The organism is Telluria sp. LT2P80 (genome assembly GCF_059685955.1).
This window is the reverse complement of the sequence record NZ_JCASIO010000007.1, coordinates 270,919-294,056: the sequence shown is the minus strand read 5'-3', so window position 1 is coordinate 294,056 and position 23,138 is coordinate 270,919. Positions and strand designations below refer to the sequence as shown.

Here is a 23,138-nt window from a genome sequence, read left to right as displayed (position 1 = left end):
TGGCGTGCAAGGTGCTTGCGCTACAACTGCCACGGATGGTTGTTCCTGCCATCGAGCGCGCTGTCGAGATACGTCGCGGCGCTGATCAGGGCCAGGTGCGTGAACGCCTGCGGGAAGTTACCGAGCAGCTCGGCCTTGCCGGTGAACTCCTCGGCGTACAGCCCGACGTGGTTACCGTAGGCGAGCAACTTTTCCATATTGTTGTGCGCCTGCTCCAGGCGCCCGGCGCGCGCCAGGCATTCCACGTACCAGAACGAGCAGGCCGCGAACGCGCCTTCTTCGCCTTCGAGACCATCGTCGCGGTCGTAGCGCAGCACCAGCGCGTCGTCGCCCAGCTGGTCGCCGATGGCGTCGAGCGTGGCCAGCCACTGCGGGTCGGTCGAGCCGATGAAGCGCACCAGCGGCATCATCAGCATCGCGCCATCGAGGTCGGTGGAGCCCTTGCTGCGCACGAAGTGGCCCAGTTCCTTGTTCCAGAAGGTGGCCCAGATGTAGTTGGAGATGTCGTTGCGCGCCGCGATCCACTGGTCGAACGGGGCGGTCAGCGAGCGCTTGCTGGCCAGGCGGATCGCCCGGTCGACCGCCACCCAGCACATGAGTTGCGAGTGCAGGTGCTCGCGCGGCGCTTCACGGCCTTCCCAGATACCGGCGTCGGGCCGGCGCCAGTTGTCGCACACGAAGCCGACCACGTGGCACACGCCCAGCCAGCCGGCGTGCGAGATCGCTTCCCCATACTTGTTGCTCAGGTAAACCGCATCGAGCAGGGCGCCGAAGATATCGAGCTGCAGCTGGGTCGCCGCATCGTTGCCGATCCTGACCGGCTGCGAGCCGGCATAACCGGCCAGGTGATCGAGATCGACTTCGGCCTGCACCTCGCCGCCGTCAAGCGCGTACATAATGCGCAGCTGGCCGTCATCGGGCCCATGGCTGGGCCGCTCGGCCGACCAGCGCGTGAACGCCTTGGCTTCGTCGGTGTAGCCCAGGCGCATCAGCGCATACACGGTGAACGAGGCGTCGCGGATCCAGGTCGAGCGGTAATCCCAGTTGCGCGAGCCGCCCAGTACCTCGGGCAGGCCGAAGGTGGCGGCAGCGACCATCGAGCCATGACGGCGCGATGTCATCAGCTTGAGCACCAGCGCCGAACGTGTGACGTCCTCGCGCCAGCGGCCCTTGTAGGTCGAGCGCCTGGCCCAGTTGCGCCAGTGCGCGACGACGTCGACGACCAGCGTGTCGCGCGCCGCCTGGTCAAGGGGCGGGTCGCCTTCTTCGTCCATGACGATGTCGATCGACTCGCCGGCCTTCAGCACGAAGCTGGCGCCGGCGCCGCCGTCGACAGCGGTGAAGTCGACCGGCGCGCACAGGCGCAGCGACGGCGCGCCGGCGGCGGAAAACACCACCTGGTCCTGCGTGATGCTGACCTCGGGCTGCAGGCGCGCATAGTCAAAGCGCGGCTGGCAATCGAGCCGCATCCGTACTTCGCCCTTCGTGACTTCCACGCGCCGCAGCACGCATGCCGCGCCGTGACCGATTTCCTCGGGGCCGGCCATCAGGTCGGTGATCTGGACGCTGGCCTCGTCACTCAGCCACTGCGTGAGCAGGACGTTGGTGTCGGGCAGGTAGGTCTGCACGACGCGCGCATCGGCCATCTGTGGCGCGAGCGTGAAGTGGCCGCCCTTGTCCGGGTCGAGCAAGGCGGCGAAGATGCTGGGGCTGTCGAAGTCGGGCCAGCACAGAAAGTCGATCGTGCCGTCGGTAGCGACGAGTGCCATCGTGGCCAGGTTGCCGATGGCGCCGTGGTTGGCAATCGGTCTGGGCGGCGGGGTGCCGGCCGAATTATCTGAACGTTCAACCATTGTCTTCGAAGCCCGGATACAGTGCCATGCCGCCATCGACGTACACCGTGGTGCCGGTCATGTAGTCGGCCAGGTCGGACGCCATGAACAGCGCCAGCGCCGCGACGTCGTCGACATCGCCGATGCGGCCATACGGGATCAGCTTGAGCAGCTTGTCGGCTGCCGCACCTTCGGTGGCCTCGGCATTGATCGGCGTGCGGATCGCGCCCGGCGCGATGGCATTGACGCGGATGCGGTCCGGCGCCACTTCCTGCGCCAGGGAGCGCATCAGCATGCCGATGCCGCCTTTGGAGGCCGCGTAGTTGACGTGGCCGGCCCAGGGAATGATCTCGTGCACGGAACTCATGCACAGGATGGCGCCGTTGGCGCGCATGCGGCCGCGGTTGCCCTGCTCGCGAAATTGCCGGATGGCTGCGCGCGTGCACAGGAACTGGCCGGTGAGGTTGACGTCGATGACGGCTTGCCAGTCTTGCAGCGTCATCTCGGCGATCGGGGCGTCTTTCTGGATGCCCGAGTTGGCCACCAGGATGTCGATGCCGCCGAAAGCCTTGACCGTCTCGTCGAACAGGCGCCCGACATCGTCTTCCTTCGCGACATTGGCCTGTACCGCCACGGCGCGGCCTCCGGCGCCCGTGATCTGCGCGACGACCTCTTCGGCCTTGTCGCGGCTGCTGTTGTAATTGACGACGACCTGGGCGCCGGCCTCGGCGAACGCGAGGCTGATGCCGCGGCCAATGCCGGAATCGCCGCCGGTGACGAGCACCACCTGGTCCTGCAAGCTGATTTTCATGGGATTCTCCAGAAGGTCGGGACGCACTGTTGCGTACGCCAGTGATTGGCGTGACCTTAGCAGAAAGCGGGGATGCGACCGGCATGCCATGGGTGGCAATGGCGTGTGGAAAAACGGGAACTGAATCCGTGCGAAAAGATGGTGTGAGTGTGAGTCACCGCACCGAGTGAGCACCCCGCGAGACATAAGATCAGGCTGTCTCTTTCAGGACATCCCTAGTTTTGGACTTTGGCCCGCTCGTCACCGAGCGGGCATTTTTTTGCCTAGAGCAGCGCCGAGGCCAGGCTCTTGACCTCTTCGCCCGACTCTTCCAGCACGCCCTTGAGCGTGCCGTGGCCGAACACGAAGTCGATGGTGGCCGCGGCCGCATAAGTCGTGGCACCCACGGGCGTGAACAGCGGCGACGGGAACGGCGCCAGGTCATTGGCCAGCAGCAGCGTGTCGCCGAGGGTTTCGGGTGGCAGCGCGCGCATGCCGTCCCACAAGGCTTCGATGGCGCTCATCACGGGCGCCGGCACGGCGAGCTGGTGCAGCACGCCGCGACCGATGGCCGCTTCGCCGTGGTCGAGCCAGGCATCGAGATGATCGTCAAGCAGCCCCGGCATCGCTTCGGCGCGCGACAGCAGATAAAAGCCGCCGACTTCATGCACGATGCCGGCGAACAGGGCGGTTTCAGGGTCGACGAACGAGACGCGGCGCGCGATCACCTGGGCCAGTGCGGCCACGTGGGCCGAGTGTGTCCAGAGCTGGTCGGCCTTCTTGCGCAGGCCGGGGTCGCGGATTTCGCTGGCCAGCTGGCGCACGATGACGGACGCGGCCAGCGCGCCCAGCGTGCGAAAGCCCACCCGCTGCACGGCGGCGGGCACGCTCGTGACGTCGTTGCCGGAGCGGTTGTAGGCGACCGAGTTGGCGATCGCCACGGTGCGCGCGGCCAGCAGCGGCTCGGCCTGTACGAGGCGGGCAGCGGCGTCGATGTGGCAATCGGGTTCACTCAACGCCCGCTGCAACTTGAGCGATGCGTGAACGCTGGTGGGAAACGTGAGTTCGCCCCTGCTGGCTTCAGCAGCGATGCTGTCGAGGGAAGAGAGTTGGTCCATCAAAAAATTATACCCCCAACCCACCAGAACGCGACCAACTATATTGCTCTAGAGAACCACGGGCGGTGGCCTGTGGCATCCCAGCGACCGGATTACGCTTCGCTGAAGATGGCGTCGCAGCCTTCTTTTGGCTCTTCGGTGTTTTCCAGCTCGTCGGCCAGGCCCAGATCGAACAGTTCTTCGACCGCGTTCATGTAGCTGTTGAGCTTGGTTGCGCCGATGAGGCGGTAGATGTCGCCGGCTTCGTTGCGCACGCCGATCAGCATCGGTTCTTGCTGGACTTCGTCCAGTGGGGCGACGTCGAGCAGGATGTTGCCGATGATGTGCTTGTCGAAATGGGCGGGCTTCTTGTCGTCGATGAGGGCGGTTTTCAAGGCGTTTCCTTCAGGTGGGGTGATGATGGCAGGGGACCGGTGCCGTGGCTGGCGATGCGGGTGCGCAGCAGCGTCAGGGCGGTTTCGAGCGTGGCGAAGTCGGTGTCGCTGTAAGCGTGGAACAGTTCCTTGCCGCGTGCGATCACAATCGGGAATACGTTGCAGAATACCTGTTCCCCGGCCGGCGTGAGGCGCACGAAGAACGAGCGCTTGTCGTCGCAGCTGCGCTCGCGCAGCACCAGGCCCTTGTGCTCCAGGCGTTCGATGACGCCGGTGAGCGTGCCCTTGGTGATCAGCGTGCGCTCGCCCAGCTCCTTGTAGCTCATGCCGCTCGTGTTGCCGAGCGTGGCGATGATATCGAACTGCGCGTGTGTCAAACCGTTCTGGCGCACGGCGTCGCCCGAGACGCGCTCGAAGCTCTGCATGCACTCGGCCAGCAGTCGGACGCTTTTTAGATATCGTTCCCCCATGGGCCGGGATTATAGCCGCCCGCTGCACTGACCGCTGCACCGCGCGTCCATCGGTACGCAATATGACGGGGTGGACCGCACAGGCTTGTTGCGCGAATGTTCTCCGGTATGATGTACGCCCATGTCGTTTGCACAGGCCTGTGGCCATTTCCTATTCGTGACCCTGACCATCCGCCGCGATGCAGCCTGACCTGTCCCTGCTGACCCAGGAGCGGCTGTTGCGCGTGCTCCTGGTCAATGCCGGCGAGCCGGACGCGCTGACCTGGTCCGGGCTGTACCAGCCGCTGCGGCTGGCCGCCAAGGTACTGGGGCCCGAGCGCCTGCACGTCGACGTGCGCAGTCCCGACAAATTCATGGGCGACGCCCAGCGTCACTGGCACCTGGTGCTGCTGGTGGCCGACGAAGCCGAAGCGGCGCTGCGTCCGGCCAATCTGCGCGCGCTGGTCGAGCGCTGCCGCGCCGCGCCGTTCTGGGGCGGCGTCGGCGCCGGCGTGCTGTGGCTGGCCGACGCCGGCGTCCTGCATGGCGTGCGCACGGCGCTGCCGTGGGCGTTGTACCCGGACGTCAATGCCCAGGCCGAGCAGGCCCTGCTCACCCCCAACCTGTACGAATTCGACGCCAACCGCCTGACCTGCTGCGGCGGCGCGGCCAGTATCGACTTCGCGCTGACGCTGGTCGACCTGCTGTTTGGCGCGACCGTCCAGGCGCAAGTGAAAGAGACGCTGTGCATCGACCGCGTGCGCGGCCCGGACGAGCGCCAGCGCGTGGCGCTGCAGGCCCGCTTCGGCGCGCTGCAACCGAAACTGTCCGAGGCGGTGGCGCTGATGGAAGCCAATATCGAAGAGCCGCTGTCCACCGACGAGATCGCCCAGCTGGCCGGCATTTCGCGGCGCCAGCTCGAACGCCTGTTCAAGCAATACCTGGGCAGCCTGCCATCGCGCTACTACCTCGAACTGCGCCTGCGCCGCTCGCGCCAGCTCTTGCTCGACACCAATCACTCGATCGTGCAGGTAGGGCTGATGTGCGGATTTTCGTCCGGCTCGCACTTTTCGACGGCGTTCGGGGCCTTGTTCGGCAATACGCCGCGCGAAGAGCGGCAGCGGAAGCTGGCGCAATAGCGCCGTCCGGTAGCGTCAAAAATGAAAATGCCTGTCGCACTTCTAAAAGAAGTTGTCGGCCAGCGTTTCTATAATGAATTGATCATGCGGGAGAAGCATCCCGCACCATTTACATTGATTGGATGAGGAAAAAGCCATGAACGCTCAGCTTGATTCGGGTATCGCCACGCGGTCTGTCACCCGCCAGACCTTCGACGACGTCCTGGTCCCGACCTACGCCCCGGCCGCCATGGTGCCGGTGCGCGCATCGGGCCTGGACCTGTGGGACCAGGAAGGCAAGCAGTATCTGGACTTCACCTCGGGCATCGCCGTCACCTCGCTGGGCCACGCCCACCCTGAAGTGAACGAAGCGCTGACCAAGCAGCTCAACACCCTCTGGCACCTTGGCAACGGCTACACCAACGAGCCGGTGCTGCGCCTGGCCAGTGCCCTGACCGAAGCGACGTTCGCCGAGCGCGCGTTCTTCTGCAACTCGGGCGCCGAAGCCAACGAAGCGGCGCTCAAGCTCGCCCGTAAATACGCGCATACCAAATTCGGTCCGCACAAGTCGCGCATCGTCTCGTGCCTGGCCTCGTTCCACGGCCGCACGCTGTTTACCGTGTCGGTCGGTGGCCAGTCGAAATACACCGAAGGCTTCGAGCCGCTGCCACCGGAACTGAGTCACATCCCGTACAACGACATCGAGGCCGCGCGCGCCGCGATTACCGATGATGTCGCGGCCGTGATCGTCGAGCCGATCCAGGGCGAGGGCGGCGTCATCCCGGGCAACCCGGACTACCTGAAAGCGCTGCGCGAGCTGTGCGACCAGACCGGCGCGCTGCTGATCTTCGACGAAGTCCAGTCGGGCATGGGCCGTACCGGCACGCTGTTCGCCTACGAGCAGATGAACGTCAAGCCGGACGTCCTGACGTCGGCGAAGGCACTGGGCAACGGCTACCCGATCGGCGCGATGCTCACCACCACCGAGATCGCTCAGCACCTGGGCGTGGGCAGCCACGGCACGACCTACGGCGGCAATCCGCTGGCCACCACGGTGGCACTGAAGGTCCTGGAGATCATCAACCAGCCGGCCTTCCTCGCGCGCGTAAAAGAAGCCAATGTGGCGATCATGACGAACCTGCTGCAACTGGCGGCAGACTTCCCGCAGGTGTTCGGCCAGCCACGCGGCATGGGCCTGCTCCTGGGCCTGCCGATGGCGGAAACCTCGAAGGGCCGCTCGAAGGACTTCACCAAGATCGCCGAGAAGATGGGCCTGATGCTGCTGATCGCCGGTCCGGACGTCGTGCGCCTGGCGCCGGCGCTGATCGTCTCGGACGCGCAGATCGCGGAAGCGAACCGCATCATGCGCGCTGCAGTGGCCGAATTCCTGGCCGACGCCATCGACGAGCCTGCGGCGCCACGCAAAGAGGCACCCGTGCCGGCACCCGACGCCGCCTGACGCATCGGACCCGCCGGCCGCCTTGACCAAGGCGGCCGGCTGCACGCACTGACCCACAGGGAGACCACATGTATGTTGTCCGTCCGGTAGATCGCGCGGATATCGGCGCGCTCGAAGCGATGGCCGCTATTTCGATGCCGGGGGTGCATACGCTCCCGCGCACGCGCGAAGGCATCAATGCCGCCGTCGAGCGCTCGCTCGCTTCGTTCGCCGCGCAAGTCGATATTCCAAGCGAAGAATCGTATCTGTTCGTGCTCGAAGACCTGCGCTCGCGCGAGGTCGTCGGCACCGCCGCCATCCACGCATCGGCCGGCTCGAACGGCACCTATTTCGCGTTTCGCAACGATGTCATCCAGCAGGTCTCGCGTGACCTGAACATCAGCCACAACGTGCACGCACTCACGCTGTGCTCCGAGCTGACTGCCTACTCGCACCTGTCGGGCTTTTTTGTCCGCAACCGCGAGAGCGCGGGCGTCGAGGCGGCGCTGCTGTCGCGCGCGCGCCTGCTGTACGCGATGCTCGCGCCGCACCGCTTTGGCGACCGTTTCTTCGTGCCGCTGGCAGGGCGCGTCGATGCCGATGGCCAGTCGCCGTTCTGGAATGCGCTGGGCCGCAAGTTTTTCAAGATGGATTTTCTCGAAGCCGAGCGCCTGATCGAAGGCGCCCGCAACCGCACGCTGATCGTCGAACTGATGCCGCATTATCCCGTCTACGTGCCGCTGCTGCCGGGCGACGCCCAGGCGGCGCTGGGCCAGATCCATCCGGGTGGCCAGATGGCGTTCGATCTGCTGGCGCAAGAGGGTTTTGAAGCCGACGAGTACATCGACATCTTCGACGGCGGCCCGATCCTGCAGGCGCACAAGAACGCGCTGCGTTCGTTCGGCGCGTCCCAGCGCCTGCGCGTGGCCGCTGCCGGGCAGGAGTCGCCGAATCACGGCGCGCCGGTGGCGTACGCCGTCGCCAGCGTCGACAACGGCTTCCGGGCCGTGACGCTGCACTGCACGCCGCTCGAACAAGGCTCGACGATCGCGCTGCCGCGCGACGTCCAGCAAGCGCTTGGCGTCGCAGCGGGCGACGAGGTTGTCTGCCTGCGCATCGAAGGAGAAGCATCATGCTCGTGATCCGCGCCGCCAAAACGTCCGACCTGGACGCCCTGATCAATATGGCGCACCAGGCCGGCAGTGGCATGACCACGCTGAAGCCCGATCCCGAGATGCTGGGCCAGCGCCTGGCCACGTCCGAGGCGTCGTTTGCCGAAACCATCCGCCCCGAACAGCGCGACTACATGTTCGTGCTCGAAGAGCCGCAGGACGGCAGCATCGCCGGTGTCTGCGCGATCAAGGGCGCGGTGGGCCTGACCGAACCGTTCTACAACTACCGCATCGGCACGCTGGTGCACTGCAGCCGTGAGCTGAATGTCTTCACGCGCATGGAGACGCTGTACCTGTCGAACGATCTCACCGGTTCGACCGAACTGTGCTCGCTGTTTCTGCTGCCCGAATACCGCGTGGGCTTCAATGGCAAGTGGCTCTCCAAGAGCCGCTTCCTGTTCATCGCCCAGTTCCAGCAGCTGTTTACCGAAAAAATCATCGCCGAGATGCGCGGCTACCAGGACGAGGGCGGCGATTCGCCGTTCTACGAAGGCCTGGGCCGGCACTTCTTCAAGATGGATTTCAACCACGTCGATGGCTTGACCGCGATCGGCAAGAAATCCTTCATCGCCGAACTGATGCCGCGCCAGCCGCTGTATGTCGATTACCTGCCGCAATCGGCCATCGATGTCATCGGCAAGGTGCACACCTCGACCCAGCCGGCGCGCCGCCTGCTGGAGCAGGAGGGCATGTATTACGAAGGCTACGTCGATATTTTCGACGCCGGCCCCGTGCTGCAGGGCCGCGTGTCCGAACTGCGCGCCGTGCGCGACAGCGTGCTGGCCGTGGCGGCGCAAGGCTTGCCGGCCATCGATGCCGGCGAGGTGCTGGAAGGCGCACCCAAGGACGTCGCCCACGACACCGAACACATGCTGGTGTCGAACACGCGCCTGGACGACTTCCGGATGATCCTCACGCGCGCCGTGCCCGGCGCGGGCAGCGTGGTCCTGAGTCCCGACGAGCTGGCGCTGCTGCGCATCGCCGCCGGCGACAATGTGCGTACCCTGACACTCAACACCAGGAAAAACACCCATGGCTAATCTCTCGAATTACATCAACGGCGAATGGCTCGCCGGCAGCGGCCCTGAACTCGCGACGATCGACCCGTCGACCGGCCGCCAGACCTGGACCAGCAATGCTTCGAGCCCGGATGACATCGCGCGCGCCGCGCAAGCCGCGCATGACAGCTTCGAAGCCTGGGCCCTGACGCCGCTGACCGAACGCATCGCCATCGCCACGCGTTTTCGCGATCTGCTGAAGGACAATGCCGAGTCGCTCGCCGCGACGATCGCCGAAGAAGTGGGCAAGCCTTTGTGGGAAGCGCGCACCGAAGTCGCGACGATGGCCAACAAGATCGACATCTCGGTCCAGGCGCACGCCGCGCGTACCGGCGAGAGCGTCGCCAAGGTCGCCGACGGCAACGCCGTGCTGCGCCACCGTCCGCACGGCGTGTTCGCCGTCTACGGGCCGTACAACTTCCCGGGCCACCTGCCGAACGGCCACATCGTGCCGGCGCTGATCGCCGGGAACACGCTGCTGTTCAAGCCCAGCGAATACGCACCGCGTACGGCGGTCAAGACAGTGCAGCTGTGGGAGCAGGCCGGTTTGCCAAAGGGCGTGCTGAACCTGGTCAACGGCGGCCGCGACACCGGCATCGCGCTGGGCCAGCAAGCGCTGATCGACGGCGTGCTGTTTACCGGCAGCAGCCAGACCGGCGCCGCGCTGCACAAGCAGTTCGGTGGCCAGCCTGGCAAGATGCTGGCGCTGGAAATGGGTGGCAACAATCCGCTCGTCGTGTGGGACGTACAAGACATCGACGCGGCCGTGCACCACACGGTGATGTCGGCCTTCATCTCGGCCGGCCAGCGCTGCACCTGCGCACGCCGCCTCGTGATCGAAAACGGCGCTGCCGGCGACGCGTTCCTGGCGCGCCTGGTGGCCGTGGCTGCACAGTTGCAGGTTGGCCCGTCGAACGCCGAACCGCAGCCGTTCATGGGCCCCGTCGTCTCGAGCGCCGTCGCTGCGCGCCTGGTGCAGGCGCAGGAAGACATGGTTGCCAAGGGTGGCAAGCTGCTGCTGGCAATGCGCCAGCTCGACCCGAACACCGGCTTCGTCACGGCCGGCATCGTCGACACGACCGACGCGCAAGGCATCCCGGACGAAGAATGGTTCGGCCCCTTGCTCCAAGTGATCCGCGTGGCGAGTTTCGACGAGGCGCTGCGCGTGGCCAACGCCACCGACTACGGCCTGGCCGCAAGCCTGCTGTCGCCATCCGAAGACCTGTGGCAGCGCTTTGCCGTGCGCGCCCGCGCCGGCATCGTCAACTGGAACCGGCCAACCACCGGCGCGGCCAGCTCGGCGCCGTTTGGCGGCGTGGGCAAGTCGGGCAACCACCGTCCGAGCGCGTATTACGCCGCCGATTATTGCGCCTATCCGGTCGCCTCGATCGAGAACCCCGTGCTGGACATGCCGGCCAAACTGTCGCCCGGCTTGCGCTTCCCGGCCGAAGGAGCCTGACCATGCGCGACGCACGCGAATTCAATTTCGACGGGCTGGTTGGCCCGTCGCACAACTATGCTGGTCTGTCGTTCGGTAACGTGGCCTCGTTCAGCAATGTGCGCAGCAGCTCCAATCCGCGCCAGGCCGCCTTGCAGGGCCTGGCCAAGATGCGCGAGCTGGCTGCGCGCGGCTTTGCGCAGGCAGTGATGCCGCCGCAGGGCCGCCCGAATTTCAGGTTGCTGCGCAGCCTGGGTTTTTCGGGCACCGATGCCGATGTGCTGGCCCGCGCTTATCGTGAGGCGCCCGTGATCCTGGCCTGCGCCTGGTCGGCCGCGCCGATGTGGACCGCCAACGCGGCCACTGTCAGCCCGTCGGCCGATTCGCTCGATGGCCGCGTGCACTTCACGGCCGCGAACCTGAACAACAAGCTGCACCGCTCCGAAGAACACGTGCAGGCCACGCGCACGCTGCGCGCGATCTTCGGCAACAGCGAACATTTCATGGTGCACGACCCGCTGCCATCGGTGCCGGCCTTTGCCGACGAAGGCGCGGCCAACCACACGCGCTTTGCCGCGAGCCACGGCGCGGCCGGCGTCGAGTTCTTCGTGTATGGCCGCGTCGAGTTCGATCCGTCCGCACCGGCACCCAAAAAATACCCGGCGCGCCAGACACTCGAAGCGTCGCAAGCCATCGCGCGCCTGCACGGCCTGGACCCGGCGCGCACCGTGTTCGCATCGCAGAACCCGGACGTGATCGACCAGGGCGTCTTCCACAACGACGTCATCGCGGTCGGCAATGGCAATGTGCTGTTCTATCACGAGCAGGCATTCGCCGATGAAGCGGGCACGCTAGACGCGCTGCGGCGCGCGCTGGCCGTGGCCGGCACCGAGCTGCACCCGGTGCGCGTGGCGAGCAGCCAGGTGGCGGTGGGCGACGCTGTCGCCAGCTACCTGTTCAACAGCCAGCTGCTGTCCAAGGCCGATGGCCGCATGGCGCTGGTGGTGCCGCACGAATGCCGCGAGAACGCCGCAGTTGCCGATTATCTGGCAGGCTTGCTGGCGGGCCGTGGGCCGATCGACGAATTGATCGAATTCGATCTGCGCCAGAGCATGCGCAATGGCGGCGGGCCGGCGTGCCTGCGCCTGCGCGTGGCGCTGACCGATGCCGAGGCGGCCGCAATGCACCAGGGCGTGATCATGACCGAGGCGCTGTACGCGCAACTGGTCGCGTGGGTCGAACGCCATTATCGCGACCGCATCGAAACGCAGGATCTGATGGACCCGCAGCTGGCGCTCGAATGCGCCGCCGCGCTGGAAGAACTCACACGCATCCTCGGCTTGCCGGGGCTGTACGACTTGTAACAGCAGGATTCGGACGGGTAATCCCTGTCCATATAAAGCAGGGCAGCGCCACGCCACGAGCCGGTTGCGCGCCAGGCACACAACTTTGGAGAAGCAAGATGAAAGATATGCCCAACGATTTGCGCGGCCAGACGCTGGCGCTGATCAACGAGAATGGTTCGGCCAATCAATCGGCCGGCAGCGCGCAGGTCAATGCCTTGATCGCCGCCTGGCTCGAGTCGCTCGACGACGAAGACCTGGCCGGCACCGCGCCGCAAAGCCTGGCGCCCGTGCTGGTCGACGGTTTCTCGCAACTGGCCCAGCGCACCGGCCCTGGCGCGCAGATCGCCACGATGGGTTACTCGGACGGCCGCGGCGGCAAGGCCACCGCACTCTTGATTCTCAACGATGACCGCCCGTACCTGGTCGACTCGTTCGTCATGGCACTGCGCAAGGAGCGCATCGTCGCCGCCGGTGTCATGAACGCCGTGCTGCCGGTACGCCGCGACGCCACGGGTGCATTGGCCGCCATCGGCGAAGCGGGCAGCCCGCTCGAATCCATCGTCCTGTGCCTGCTGAACGACGAACTGCAGGTCGAAGAACTCGACAAGCTGACCGCGCGCATCCGCATGGTCGCCAGCGACGCCGCCACCGTGCAGCGCGACGCCGTCGCCATGGGCGACCGCATGACCGCCGTGGCCGCAGCCGCCGCCGCCGCCGGCACGCCGGACGGCCAGGAAGCCGCCGCGTTCCTCGAATGGGCCAAGAACGAAGGCTTCGAGCCGTTCGGCTACGCCTACTACGTTGTCAAGGCGGGCGAGCGCGAACTCGAACGCGATCTGGGCAGCCGCATCGGCGTGCTGAAAGACACCGCGCATCCGGTGTATGGCGATTGCCTGGCCAGTATCCCGGGTGACCTCGATACGCTCTCGCGCCGCGCTGACACACTGTCGATCGTCAAGGCCGACGTGGGCGGCACGCTGCACCGCGACCAGCCGCTGGACTTCATCGGCGTGCGCGACACCGACGCGCAGGGCCGCATCCTGGGCGAGCATTGCTTCATTGGCCTGTTCACCCGCGCCGCCACCTCGACCCCGCTGGCGCGCCTGCCGTTCGCCCGTGGCCGCGTGGCCAAGGTGCTCGGCATCGCCGGCGTGCGCCAGGAAGGTTTCCGCGCCGAGAAATTCATCGAGATCCTCGAATCGCTGCCGCGCAACGAAGCGCTGGAAGCCGAGCCGGAATGGCTGGCCGAAGTCTGCAGCGCCGTGGTGTCGCTGTACAAGCAGCCGCGCGCCAAGGTGTTTGCCCGCCGCGACGTGTATCGCCGTCACCTGAACGTGCTGGTGTACCTGCCGCGCGAGCGCTTCAGCGCTGCCGTGGCCGCGAGCCTGGCAGCCGCCCTGAAGGAAAGCTCGGGCGCGCGCGACGTCGACGTCCAGACCCTGGTGGCCGATGGCCCGCTGGCACGCGTGTACCTGATCGCGCACGCGGCCCGCTATCCGCTCGACCTGGAAACCGATCTGCAGGCGCCGCTGCTGGGCGTGCTCGATGGCTGGCATGACCGCTTTGCCCAGCTGACCAACAGCGTCGATGAAAGCCGCCTGCGCAGCCTGATGCGCAAGGTGGTGCCGACGCTGCCGGTGAGTTTTGTCTCCGCCACTGCGCCCGAAACGGCGTTCCGCGACGTGCACGCGCTGCTGACGCGCTGCCGTCCGGATCGCGTCACCGCCCGCATCGAGCAGGATGACGCTGCCGGTACCTCGATCCGCCTGTATTCGAGCGAGACCGTGCCGTCGCTGTCGCGCATCCTGCCGGCGCTGCAGAACGCCGGCATCGCGGTCGACCGCGAGCAGACCTTCCGCCACACGGGCCTGGATGGCGTGCGCCGTTACGTGACCGCGCTGTCGGTCGACGCCGAAAGCGCCGCCAAACTCACCAAGCCGGGCATCGGCAAAGTGGCCGAAGAACTGTTCTCGGCCCTGTTCAACGACGAAGCCGAAGATGGCCGCATGAACGGCCTGACCATCGAAGGCGGCCTGTCGCTGCGCGAAGTGCAGCTGGTGCGCGCGTACATCAGCTACTGGCGTCAGCTCGGCTCGAAGTTTTCGGTGCGCTACATGGCTGAAACGCTGCGCGCCCAGCCTGGCCTGGTCAAGGAATTCGTCAACGGCTTCATGCAGCGCTTCGATCCGGCCCTGACCGACGAACAACGCAACGAAGGCAGCAGCGCGCTGTACCTGCTGAAAACCAGCCTGCCAGGCGTGAACCACGCCGACACCGAAGAAATCATGGCAGCGCTGATCGACCTGGCGCTGGCCACCGTGCGTACCAACTACTTCCAGAACAGCGGCGAAAAAATCATCTTCAAGGTCGACACGAGCGACCTGGCGCTGGCGCCGGAGCCGCGGCCATTCCGCGAAATCTACGTGTTCTCGCGCCGCTTCGAAGGCGTGCACCTGCGCGGCGGCCCGGTCGCCCGCGGCGGCCTGCGCTGGTCGGACCGCATGGAAGACTACCGCACCGAGGTGCTGGGCCTGGTGAAGGCGCAGATGGTCAAGAACGCCGTCATCGTGCCGGCCGGCTCGAAAGGCGGCTTTGTCTGCAAGCAGATGCCGAAGGATGCGGCGCGCGACGTGGTCGCCGCCGAGGGCGAAGCCGTCTACCGCCTGTTCATTGCCAGCCTGCTGGAAGTGACCGACAACCGCGTGCGCGGCGAGATCGTGCCGCCAGAAGCCACCGTGCGTCACGACCAGGACGATCCGTACCTGGTGGTGGCCGCCGACAAAGGCACCGCGACGTTCTCGGACATCGCCAACAGCATCGCCGTGCAGCGCGGCTTCTGGCTGGGCGACGCGTTTGCGTCGGGCGGCTCGAACGGCTACGACCACAAGAAGATGGGCATCACCGCCAAGGGCGCGTTCGAAGCGGTCAAGCGCCACTTCTATGAACTGGGCCACGACCTGGCCAACAACCCGATCACGATGACCGGCGTGGGCGACATGTCGGGCGACGTGTTCGGCAACGGCGTGCTGCTGTCGCGCCAGCTGAAACTGGTGGCGGCGTTCGACCACCGCCACATCTTCCTGGACCCGACCCCGGATGTTGAGGTCTCGTTCAAGGAACGCGAGCGCATGTTCGCGCTGCCACGCTCGTCGTGGGAAGACTATGACAAGAGCCTGATCTCGGCCGGTGGCGGCGTGTACCCGCGCAATGCCCGCTCGATCGAACTCTCGCCGCAGATCCGCGAGGCGCTGCAGATCGAAGAGACATCGCTGCCTCCACAGGAACTGATGCACCGCATCGTCAAGGCGCCGGTCGACCTGTTCTACAACGGCGGCATCGGTACCTATATCAAGGCCTCGACCGAGACGCATGCACAGGTGAAGGACCGCGCCAACGACCAGATCCGCGTCAACGGCAATGAGCTGCGCTGCAAGGTGGTGAGCGAAGGCGGCAACCTGGGCGCGACCCAGGCCGGCCGCATCGAGTTTGCGCTCGCCGGTGGCCGCATCTTCACCGATGCGATCGACAACTCGGCCGGCGTGGATTGCTCGGACCATGAAGTCAACGTCAAGATCTGGCTCGACACCGAAGTCAATGCCGGCCAGTTGTCGGAAACCGACCGTAACCGCACGCTGAACGAAATGACCGGCGAGATCGAGCGCCTGGTCCTGCGCGACAACACGCTGCAGACGCATTTGCTGACGCGCGAAGTGCAGGCGCAAGCCACGGGCGCGGTGGTCGATGGCTACATCGCCCTGATCGCCAATCTGGAAGCCGAAGGCGCCGTCTCGCGCGAGCTCGAACAGCTCCCGAGCGACGCCGAACTGCTGCGCCGCAAGGCGCTGGGCCTGGGCCTGACCGCGCCGGAACTGGCCGTGGTCATCGCCAACGTCAAGAACCGCTTCAAGCGCACGCTGGCTGCGCTGCCGCTGACCGACGAAGTCTGGGCCGATTCGCTGCTGCGGCCTTACTTCCCGGCGCAACTGGTCGCCACCCGCGATCCGCTGGACCATCCGCTGGCCAACGCCATCCTGGCCACCGTGCTGGCCAACGAAGCCGTGAATCGCTGCGGTCCGCTGATGCTGCGCGACCTGGCGCTGGAACACCGCATCGACGACACCGAAGTCGTCAAGGCGTGGGCCAAGGCCTGGGCTGCGCTGCACCTGGCGCCGGTGTTCGATGCGCTCGACGCGGATGCTCTGGTGGTGCCGCGCGACGTGTCGGTCTCGGTCGACAACCGCACACGCGCGCTGCAACGCGCCACGATCGAAGGCGTGCTGTCGCTGCCGCCAGGCTCGCAAGGCCTGGACGAGCTCTCGACGCTGTTCGCCGAAGCCGACGAAAGCGCGGCCGCCAAGTTCCGCTCCGAGGCCGATGGCCATACGGGCCTGCCGCCGCAGTTTGCAGCGGCCTGGAAGGCGGTCGAGATCATCGAGTCGCAAGCCTCGTTCCTGTTCGCGGCGGTCTCGGTGCCACGGCCAGAGGGCATGTCGCTGCTGCAGTTCCTGCAGGTCGGCACCTTGCTGCGCCAGCAGGTCGGCATCGACACGCTGGAACTGGGCCTGAAGCTGCCAGCGCAAAGCAAGTCGCAGGAACAGCTGCGCAACTACGCGCTGCAATCGCTGCGCCGCGCGCAACAGCGCCTGCTGCTGCAGGTGATCGAGCATGCGAGCCACAACGGCAACGACATGCAGGCAGCGGTGGACGAAGTGACCGCCGCGCGCGGCTTGACGGGCTTTGCGCCGCCGACGGAGCTGGAGCAGGCGATGCTGGACGTGTGGGCGCTGTCGGAAGGCCTCTCGCCAGAACGTCTGGCCGCGTGATATGGGCACTGAGATGAGCACCGCACCTGCAGCAGGCTTGCCTGAAGCGGTGCGCGCGCTGGCCGAAGCGGACTTCGGCGCGGTCGCGCAGCGTTTTCGTGATGCCGGCTTTGTTGTCGCGTTGCCAGCGTCGGGGATCCTGACGGTGCGCGCCGCAACGCCGGACGCCGATCGCCCCAGTGTCCTGGTGTCGGTTGGCGTGCATGGCGACGAGACGGGGCCGATCGAGATGGTGGCGTATCTGGTCGATGCGCTGTCGCGTTCCGCCAGTGTGCTGGCGGTGGACCTGATGCTGTGTGTCGGGCATATTGACGCCATCCGTGCCGGCAAGCGTTTCATCGACGCGGACCTGAACCGGATGTTCCGCGCCGAACGCGGCTCGCTTGCCGGGACGTTCGAGGCAGGGCGCGCCGATGTGCTGATCGAGGCGACCCGCGCGTTTTTCGAGGGCAGTGGCCCTGCGCGCTGGCACCTCGACCTGCACACGGCAATCAGGCCGTCGCACTATCCGATGTTCGCGATCGTGCCGGAACTGATTGCCGACGCAGCGCGCGAGGGATTGATGGGGTGGCTGGGCGAGGCAGGGATCGAAGCGATCATCATGAACCCCGAATCGGCCGGCACCTACAGTTACTTCACCGCCGAGCATCTCGGCGCGGCCAGCAGCACGGTTGAACTGGGTCGTGTTGGCACGCTGGGGCAGAATGACCTGTCGCAGTTTGCCGCCGCCTCAAGCGCGCTGGAGCGCCTGCTGCGCGGCCAACCGGCGCAGCCAGCAACGGCGCCACCGCGCGTGTTCGCAACAGCGCGGTCGATCATCAAGCTATCCGACGCGTTCAGCATGCGGGTAGGGCGCGAGACCTGGAACTTCACGCCGATGCACAAAGGTGACGTCATCGCGCAGGATGGTGCAACGACCTACACGGTGCAGCACAACGAAGAACTGGTCGTGTTCCCGAACCCGGATGTCCGGGTAGGTTTGCGCGCCGGGATCATGGTAGTGCGCATCGGGTAAGACCAAGCGGGCCGCGGCCCGCTTTTTTCGGTCGACGACACGTATTTTCATAACACAGCCGGGGTCAGGTCTGACATTCGGACACGGCCTCAGCCTTACAGCCGGGGTCAGGTCTGACATTCGGACACGGCCTCAGCCTTAGCCACTTCCAACAGTGTCTTTCCCGTATTAGCATGGCCTGGTGCCAGCTGGTTCGCACTACGCGATTGTCGAGATCGTGTCCGAATGTCAGACCTGACCCCCGCTTTTTTGGGTCGTTAGCCACTTCCAACAGTGTCTTTCCCGTATCAGCATGGCCTGGTGCCAGCTGGTTCGCACTATGCGATTGTCGAGATCGTGTCCGAATGTCAGACCTGACCCCCGCTTTTTTGGGTCGACGACACGAATTTTCATGGCGGGCTAGACTGGTGCTCTTGATATGCAGGAGCCACCATGACCATGCTGTTTTCACCGTACTCGCTCGGCCCCCTCGAGCTGTCCAACCGTATCACCATCGCCCCGATGTGCCAGTATTCGGCTGTCGATGGCCTGGCCACCGATTGGCACATGATCCATCTTGGCAGCCTGGCGCTGTCCGGCGCCGCGCTGATCACGTTAGAGGCCACGGCCGTCGTGCCGGAAGGCCGTATCTCGCCAGATGACCTGGGCCTGTGGTCCGATGCGCATGCCGACGCGCTGGCGCCGATTCTGGCGGCAATGCGTCGTCATTCGCCGATCAAGATCGGCATCCAGCTGAGTCATGCGGGCCGCAAGGCGTCGACGAATGTGCCGTGGGAAGGTGGCACGCAGATCGCCCCCGACGCCGCCAATGGCTGGCAGACCGAAGGCCCGTCCGCCGTGCCGCATACCGGGGGCGACGCCGCGCCGCTGGCGCTCGATGCCGCCGGCCTGGAACGGGTGCGTGACGGCTTCGTTGCCGCTGCACGCCGCGCGCACGCGCTGGGTTTTGATGCGATCGAGCTGCACGGCGCCCACGGCTACCTGCTGCACCAGTTCCTCTCGCCGCTGGCCAACCACCGCACCGACGCATACGGCGGCTCGCTCGAGAACCGCATGCGCTATCCGCTGGAAGTCTTTGCGGCCGTGCGCGCTGCCGTGCCGTCGATGACGCTCGGGATGCGCATCTCGGCCACCGACTGGGTCGACGGCGGCTGGGACCTCGAACAGAGCGTGCGCTTTGCGCAGGAACTGGAGCGCATCGGGTGCGACTTTATCCACGTCTCGAGCGGTGGCGTGTCGCCTGCCCAGAAGATTCCGGTGGAGCCGGGCTACCAGATCGGCTTCGCTGAACGGATCAAGCATGACACGGGCCTGCCAACGATCGGCGTGGGCCTGATTACCGAGGCGCGCCATGCTGAAGCCATTTTGCAGGCCGGCCAGGCGGACGTCATCGCCCTGGCGCGCGCGATGCTGTATGACCCGCGCTGGCCATGGCACGCGGCGGCTGAACTGGGGGCGCAGGTGAGCGCGCCGCCGCAGTACTGGCGCTCGCAGCCGCACGAATTCAAGACGCTGTTCGACACCACGCGGCCTGGCAAGGGCTGACACGGTTCGCGCCGGGGGCATGCAGTCCACGGCGCCGTTTTTGCAGTTCGTCGCATGCAGCACGTTGCAGGGCAGGGCGGTTGGTAGAGTGCCATCACCCGAACAACAACCTGTCAGGACTGCCATGCGTACCCTCATCGCCCTTGCCGCTCTTGCTGCCCTTGCCGGCTGCGCCATCATCGTCGCGCCGCAGGATGGCAGCGACATGCGCTTTCATACGTCGTGGAGCAGCGGAACGACAGAGGGGAACGGTGTCGCGGCGCGTGATGCCCGCGCCATCGCGGCGCTGCCGGCGCTGGACGTGAGCGGCGCGCTGCCGGTCGATGTGCGCGTGGGGCCGGTGGCGTCGCTGGTGGTGGAAGCCGACAGCAACCTGCTGCCGCTGATTCGCACCGAAACGCAGGGCGACACGCTGCGCATCTGGTCCGAGCAGAACCTGCGCAGCAAGACGCCGCTGCGCATCATCTACACGACGCCGCGCCTGACGGAAGTGCGCGCGTCGGGCGCAACCCGCGTCGACGTGAGCGGCCTGAATGGCGCCCCGCTCGATGTGCGCAAGAGCGGTTCGGCCAGCGTGACGCTGGCCGGCACCGCCGGCAACCTGCATGCGCGGGCGAGCGGCTCCGGTCTGCTGGATGCGGCCCGGCTCACCAGCAACAGCATCGATGTCACGCTGTCCGGGTCGAGCCGGATGCGCCTCGGACCGGTCAGCGGCGAGGTCGCGCGCATGGAGCTGAGTGGGTCGAGTTCGCTCGAGGCCAGTGGCGCGGTGCGCTCGCTCAACGCCCGCGTGAGCGGCTCGGCCAACGCCGACCTGGCAGGCCTGACGACGCAGGACGCCGACCTGGGCGCGAGCGGCGGCAGCAGCATCCGGGCCACGGTCAGGCAGTCACTGTTTGCCCGTACCTCGGGCTCGGGCGGCATCCGCGTGTATGGCCAGCCGGCCCAGCGCAGCATGACGGGCGAGCGCATCCACCTGCTCGATTGAGGTCTTGTCGGGCGTGCAAACAAAATGTCTTCAGCGACAGCAGAGTCCCCTATAATCGCAGCTTCGTTTTGAGACTGCGTTTGGGGACTGCTTACCGGCGGCATCGAACGCGATTGCAACCGCGTACTGAAGGACTCGCCGTGAATCAGACTCTGGGCCAAAAGCTGCTACGTACCAAACCGGCGGGACGCCATCACGACGAGGGCACATCCGTTGGCGTTGCCGGCGCCTTGCCCGGCCTGCACCGATCGCTCGGGCTGTTTCCGCTGACGATGATCGGCGTGGGCGCCACCATCGGTACCGGCATCTTTTTCACGATGGTCGAAGCGGTGCCGAAAGCCGGTCCGGCCGTGGTCCTCTCGTTTCTGCTTGCGGCGATCACCGCCGGCCTGACCGCGCTGTGCTACGCCGAACTGGCCGGGCGCGTGCCGGCATCGGGCTCCTCGTACTCGTTCGCGTATGCGACGCTGGGCGAATTCGCGGCGTTCATCGTCGCCGGCTGCCTGCTGCTCGAATACGGGCTGGCGGCCAGTGCGACATCGATCGGCTGGTCCGATTACCTGAACAACTTCCTGCTCAACGCGTTCCACTGGCAGATACCCATCGAGTTGCGCTCGCCGATGTTCGTGTCGGACCACCATAATGTCTCGTTCAATCCGGGCCACATCAACCTGCCGCCGATCCTGCTCGTGATCATGTGCGGCATCATGCTGGTGCGCGGGACGAAGGAATCGGCCACGACCAACGCCATCATGGTGATGATCAAGCTGGCGATCCTGGTGTTCTTTGCCGCGATCGCGTTCACCGGCTTCGACGCCAACAACTTCCAGCCATTCTTCAATATGGACGAAAGCAAGGGTTATGCGGGCATGGCCGGCGTGACCGCCGCTGCCGGCACCGTGTTCTTCTCGTTTATTGGCCTGGACACCATCGCCACCGCCGGCGAAGAGGTCAAGGACCCGCGCCGCAACGTGCCGATCGGGATCCTGTCTGCGCTGGTCATCGTCACCGTGTTCTACATGCTGGTGGCGGTTGCCGCGATGGGCGCGCAGCCGGCGCACCTGTTCGAAGGCCAGGAAGCCGGCCTGTCCGTGATCCTGCAAAACGTGACGGGCCAGGCCTGGCCGGCGCTGATCCTGTCGGCTGGCGCCGTGGTGTCGGTGTTCTCGGTGACGCTGGTGACGATCTACGGCCAGACCCGCATCCTGTACGCGATCAGCCGCGATGGCCTGATCCCGAAGGTGTTCCAGAAAGTCAGCCCGCGCACGCAGGCGCCGGTGGGCAATACCATCATCGTGTGCACCGTCGTGGGCCTGGTGGCCGGTACGGTCGACTCGACCTTCTTGTGGGACATGGTCAGCATGGGAACGTTGACGGCGTTCATGGTGGTGTCGATCGCGGTGCCGGTGATCCGCCACAAGCAGGGCCCTGACGCGCCACCGGGCTTCCGCGTGCCGTTTGGTCCGTATGTAGTGCCGGGCCTGTCGGTCCTGGCCTGCCTGTACATCATGAAGGATTTGTCGAGCACGACGTTCCGCGTGTTCTTCATCTGGATGGGTGTGGCGGTCGTGACCTACTTCGTCTACAGCATGCGCAACAGCCGCCTCAACAAACAGCAGGCGTAAGCGGCTGGGGGCACGATGGACAAGTTCGAACGACGGCGCGACCGCTTCGCGCTGTTCGACAGCATGGACAGCCCGGCGCTGAACCTGTGCTTCACGCTGACACTGCCGGACTTTCGTCCCTGGTGCCGCGCGCAGGGCCTGGCGCCATTCCACGTGCTGCTGTGCGCCACGCTGCGCGCGGTGCTGAAGATCGAGAATTTCTGCTACCGCATCGTGGACGGCGAGGTCATTCGCATCGAACGCCTGCGCCCGTCGTTCACGGTCACGAACGTCAACGACGACCTGAATTTCGCGATGTTCGCATGGTCCGACGACCTGCACACGTTCGTCGCCCGCAGCCGCGCCGCCGGCGCCGAAGCGGCAGGCATGACTGCGTTGAACACGCAGTACGCCGCCTTGTCACCGCGCCAGGCGAAAGAGCAAGTCTTCGTCACCTGCATCCCCTGGCTCGACTTCACCTCGATCCAGCATCCGACCGCAACGCTGGCGCAGCCCGACATCCCGTCACTGGCCTGGGGGCGCTTCCGCGATGCGCCGAACGGAGAATTGACACTGCCATTCTCGGTCCAAGCGCACCACGGCTTCGTCGACGGCCTGCACATCCACCGCCTCGCCACCCAAATTACCACCGAACTCACCACCATCCTCCAATTAGGGTCAGAGTAGAATTATTGGCCAATTGCCCGCGAGATAACTAGGGTCAGAGTCGCATTTACGGCTCATCCGCAAAAGTTGTCAAACAATTCGACTCTGACCCTCATTGTTTTTGAGGTGTTTTTCTGCTTGAGTTTGGTAGAAGTTACGGCACATTCAAATACTCTCGGCATTAATTTCCTGCAGCTATCCAAACTGGCCAAATTTACATAAAAATTAATTAGGGTCAGAGTCGAATTATTGGCCAATTGCCCCAGAGATAACTAGGGTCGGAGTCGCATTAACGGCTCATCCGCAAAAGTTGCCAAACAATTCGACTCTGACCCTAATTGTTGGGGGTTTCTTTGAGATATTA

Annotated in this window: 17 protein-coding genes; 12 read left to right on the top strand and 5 right to left on the bottom strand. The window is 65.6% G+C overall.

Translation table 11 applies throughout. From position 1 onward, the window contains the following. Positions 1–20: 20 nt before the first annotated feature. The 5 genes from AC56LW_RS18760 to AC56LW_RS18740 form a co-directional block, all read right to left on the bottom strand. Entirely contained in the window at positions 21–1,853 is a 1,833-nt protein-coding gene (locus AC56LW_RS18760; protein ID WP_499636713.1) for a glycoside hydrolase family 15 protein, read from the bottom strand. Next, positions 1,846–2,643 carry a 3-oxoacyl-ACP reductase FabG gene (gene fabG / locus AC56LW_RS18755; RefSeq protein ID WP_499636712.1) on the bottom strand — a complete coding sequence of 266 codons (798 nt, stop codon included), beginning with the start codon at positions 2,641–2,643 and terminating at the stop codon, positions 1,846–1,848. The genes AC56LW_RS18760 and fabG overlap by 8 nt, the downstream gene beginning before the upstream one ends. Positions 2,644–2,906: 263 nt before the next feature. Continuing rightward, complete coding sequence (locus AC56LW_RS18750; protein WP_499636711.1) at positions 2,907–3,740, bottom strand: HDOD domain-containing protein; 834 nt, start codon at positions 3,738–3,740, stop codon at positions 2,907–2,909. A 92-nt stretch (positions 3,741–3,832) separates the two neighbouring features. Further along, on the bottom strand, positions 3,833–4,114 hold the full coding sequence (locus AC56LW_RS18745) for a hypothetical protein (RefSeq protein ID WP_332533499.1): 282 nt from the start codon (positions 4,112–4,114) through the stop codon (positions 3,833–3,835). Then, positions 4,111–4,539, bottom strand: coding sequence for a MarR family winged helix-turn-helix transcriptional regulator (locus AC56LW_RS18740; protein WP_499636709.1), 429 nt, complete (start codon positions 4,537–4,539; stop codon positions 4,111–4,113). Before AC56LW_RS18740 ends, AC56LW_RS18745 begins: the two co-directional genes overlap by 4 nt. A 224-nt stretch (positions 4,540–4,763) precedes the next feature. Here AC56LW_RS18740 and AC56LW_RS18735 point away from each other — a divergent pair, with 224 nt between their 5' ends. The 12 genes from AC56LW_RS18735 (at position 4,764) to AC56LW_RS18680 (ending at position 22,795) form a co-directional block, all read left to right on the top strand. After that, positions 4,764–5,702 (top strand): GlxA family transcriptional regulator, encoded by a 939-nt coding sequence (locus AC56LW_RS18735; RefSeq protein ID WP_183555994.1) that lies wholly within the window; start codon positions 4,764–4,766, stop codon positions 5,700–5,702. A gap of 136 nt (positions 5,703–5,838) precedes the next feature. Next, positions 5,839–7,140, top strand: a complete 1,302-nt coding sequence (locus AC56LW_RS18730; RefSeq protein ID WP_258835945.1) for an acetylornithine/succinyldiaminopimelate transaminase — start codon at positions 5,839–5,841, stop codon at positions 7,138–7,140. A 68-nt stretch (positions 7,141–7,208) separates the two neighbouring features. Beyond that, positions 7,209–8,261, top strand: coding sequence for an arginine N-succinyltransferase (locus AC56LW_RS18725; protein WP_499636707.1), 1,053 nt, complete (start codon positions 7,209–7,211; stop codon positions 8,259–8,261). Further along, positions 8,252–9,331 carry an arginine N-succinyltransferase gene (astA, locus tag AC56LW_RS18720; protein ID WP_332533495.1) on the top strand — a complete coding sequence of 360 codons (1,080 nt, stop codon included), beginning with the start codon at positions 8,252–8,254 and terminating at the stop codon, positions 9,329–9,331. The genes AC56LW_RS18725 and astA overlap by 10 nt, the downstream gene beginning before the upstream one ends. Continuing rightward, positions 9,324–10,808, top strand: a complete 1,485-nt coding sequence (astD, locus tag AC56LW_RS18715) for a succinylglutamate-semialdehyde dehydrogenase (RefSeq protein WP_499636705.1) — start codon at positions 9,324–9,326, stop codon at positions 10,806–10,808. The genes astA and astD overlap by 8 nt, the downstream gene beginning before the upstream one ends. Before the next feature lie 2 nt (positions 10,809–10,810). Next, positions 10,811–12,151, top strand: coding sequence for an N-succinylarginine dihydrolase (gene astB / locus AC56LW_RS18710; protein ID WP_499561277.1), 1,341 nt, complete (start codon positions 10,811–10,813; stop codon positions 12,149–12,151). A gap of 98 nt (positions 12,152–12,249) precedes the next feature. Next, positions 12,250–16,956, top strand: a complete 4,707-nt coding sequence (locus AC56LW_RS18705) for an NAD-glutamate dehydrogenase domain-containing protein (RefSeq protein WP_499636703.1) — start codon at positions 12,250–12,252, stop codon at positions 16,954–16,956. Between the two features lie 13 nt (positions 16,957–16,969). Then, a complete protein-coding gene (locus AC56LW_RS18700; protein ID WP_499636701.1) occupies positions 16,970–17,971 on the top strand; it encodes a succinylglutamate desuccinylase in 1,002 nt (333 codons plus the stop codon). Between the two features lie 432 nt (positions 17,972–18,403). Further along, on the top strand, positions 18,404–19,516 hold the full coding sequence (locus AC56LW_RS18695; RefSeq protein ID WP_499636699.1) for an NADH:flavin oxidoreductase/NADH oxidase: 1,113 nt from the start codon (positions 18,404–18,406) through the stop codon (positions 19,514–19,516). Positions 19,517–19,640: 124 nt separating this feature from the next. Then, the gene (locus AC56LW_RS18690) at positions 19,641–20,504 is read left to right on the top strand and encodes a head GIN domain-containing protein (RefSeq protein WP_499636697.1); all 864 of its coding nucleotides are present in this window, start codon (positions 19,641–19,643) and stop codon (positions 20,502–20,504) included. Positions 20,505–20,644: 140 nt separating this feature from the next. Further along, positions 20,645–22,129 (top strand): APC family permease, encoded by a 1,485-nt coding sequence (locus AC56LW_RS18685; RefSeq protein ID WP_332533791.1) that lies wholly within the window; start codon positions 20,645–20,647, stop codon positions 22,127–22,129. 15 nt (positions 22,130–22,144) lie between these two features. Next, positions 22,145–22,795, top strand: coding sequence for a CatA-like O-acetyltransferase (locus tag AC56LW_RS18680; protein WP_499636695.1), 651 nt, complete (start codon positions 22,145–22,147; stop codon positions 22,793–22,795). Positions 22,796–23,138: the final 343 nt, after the last annotated feature.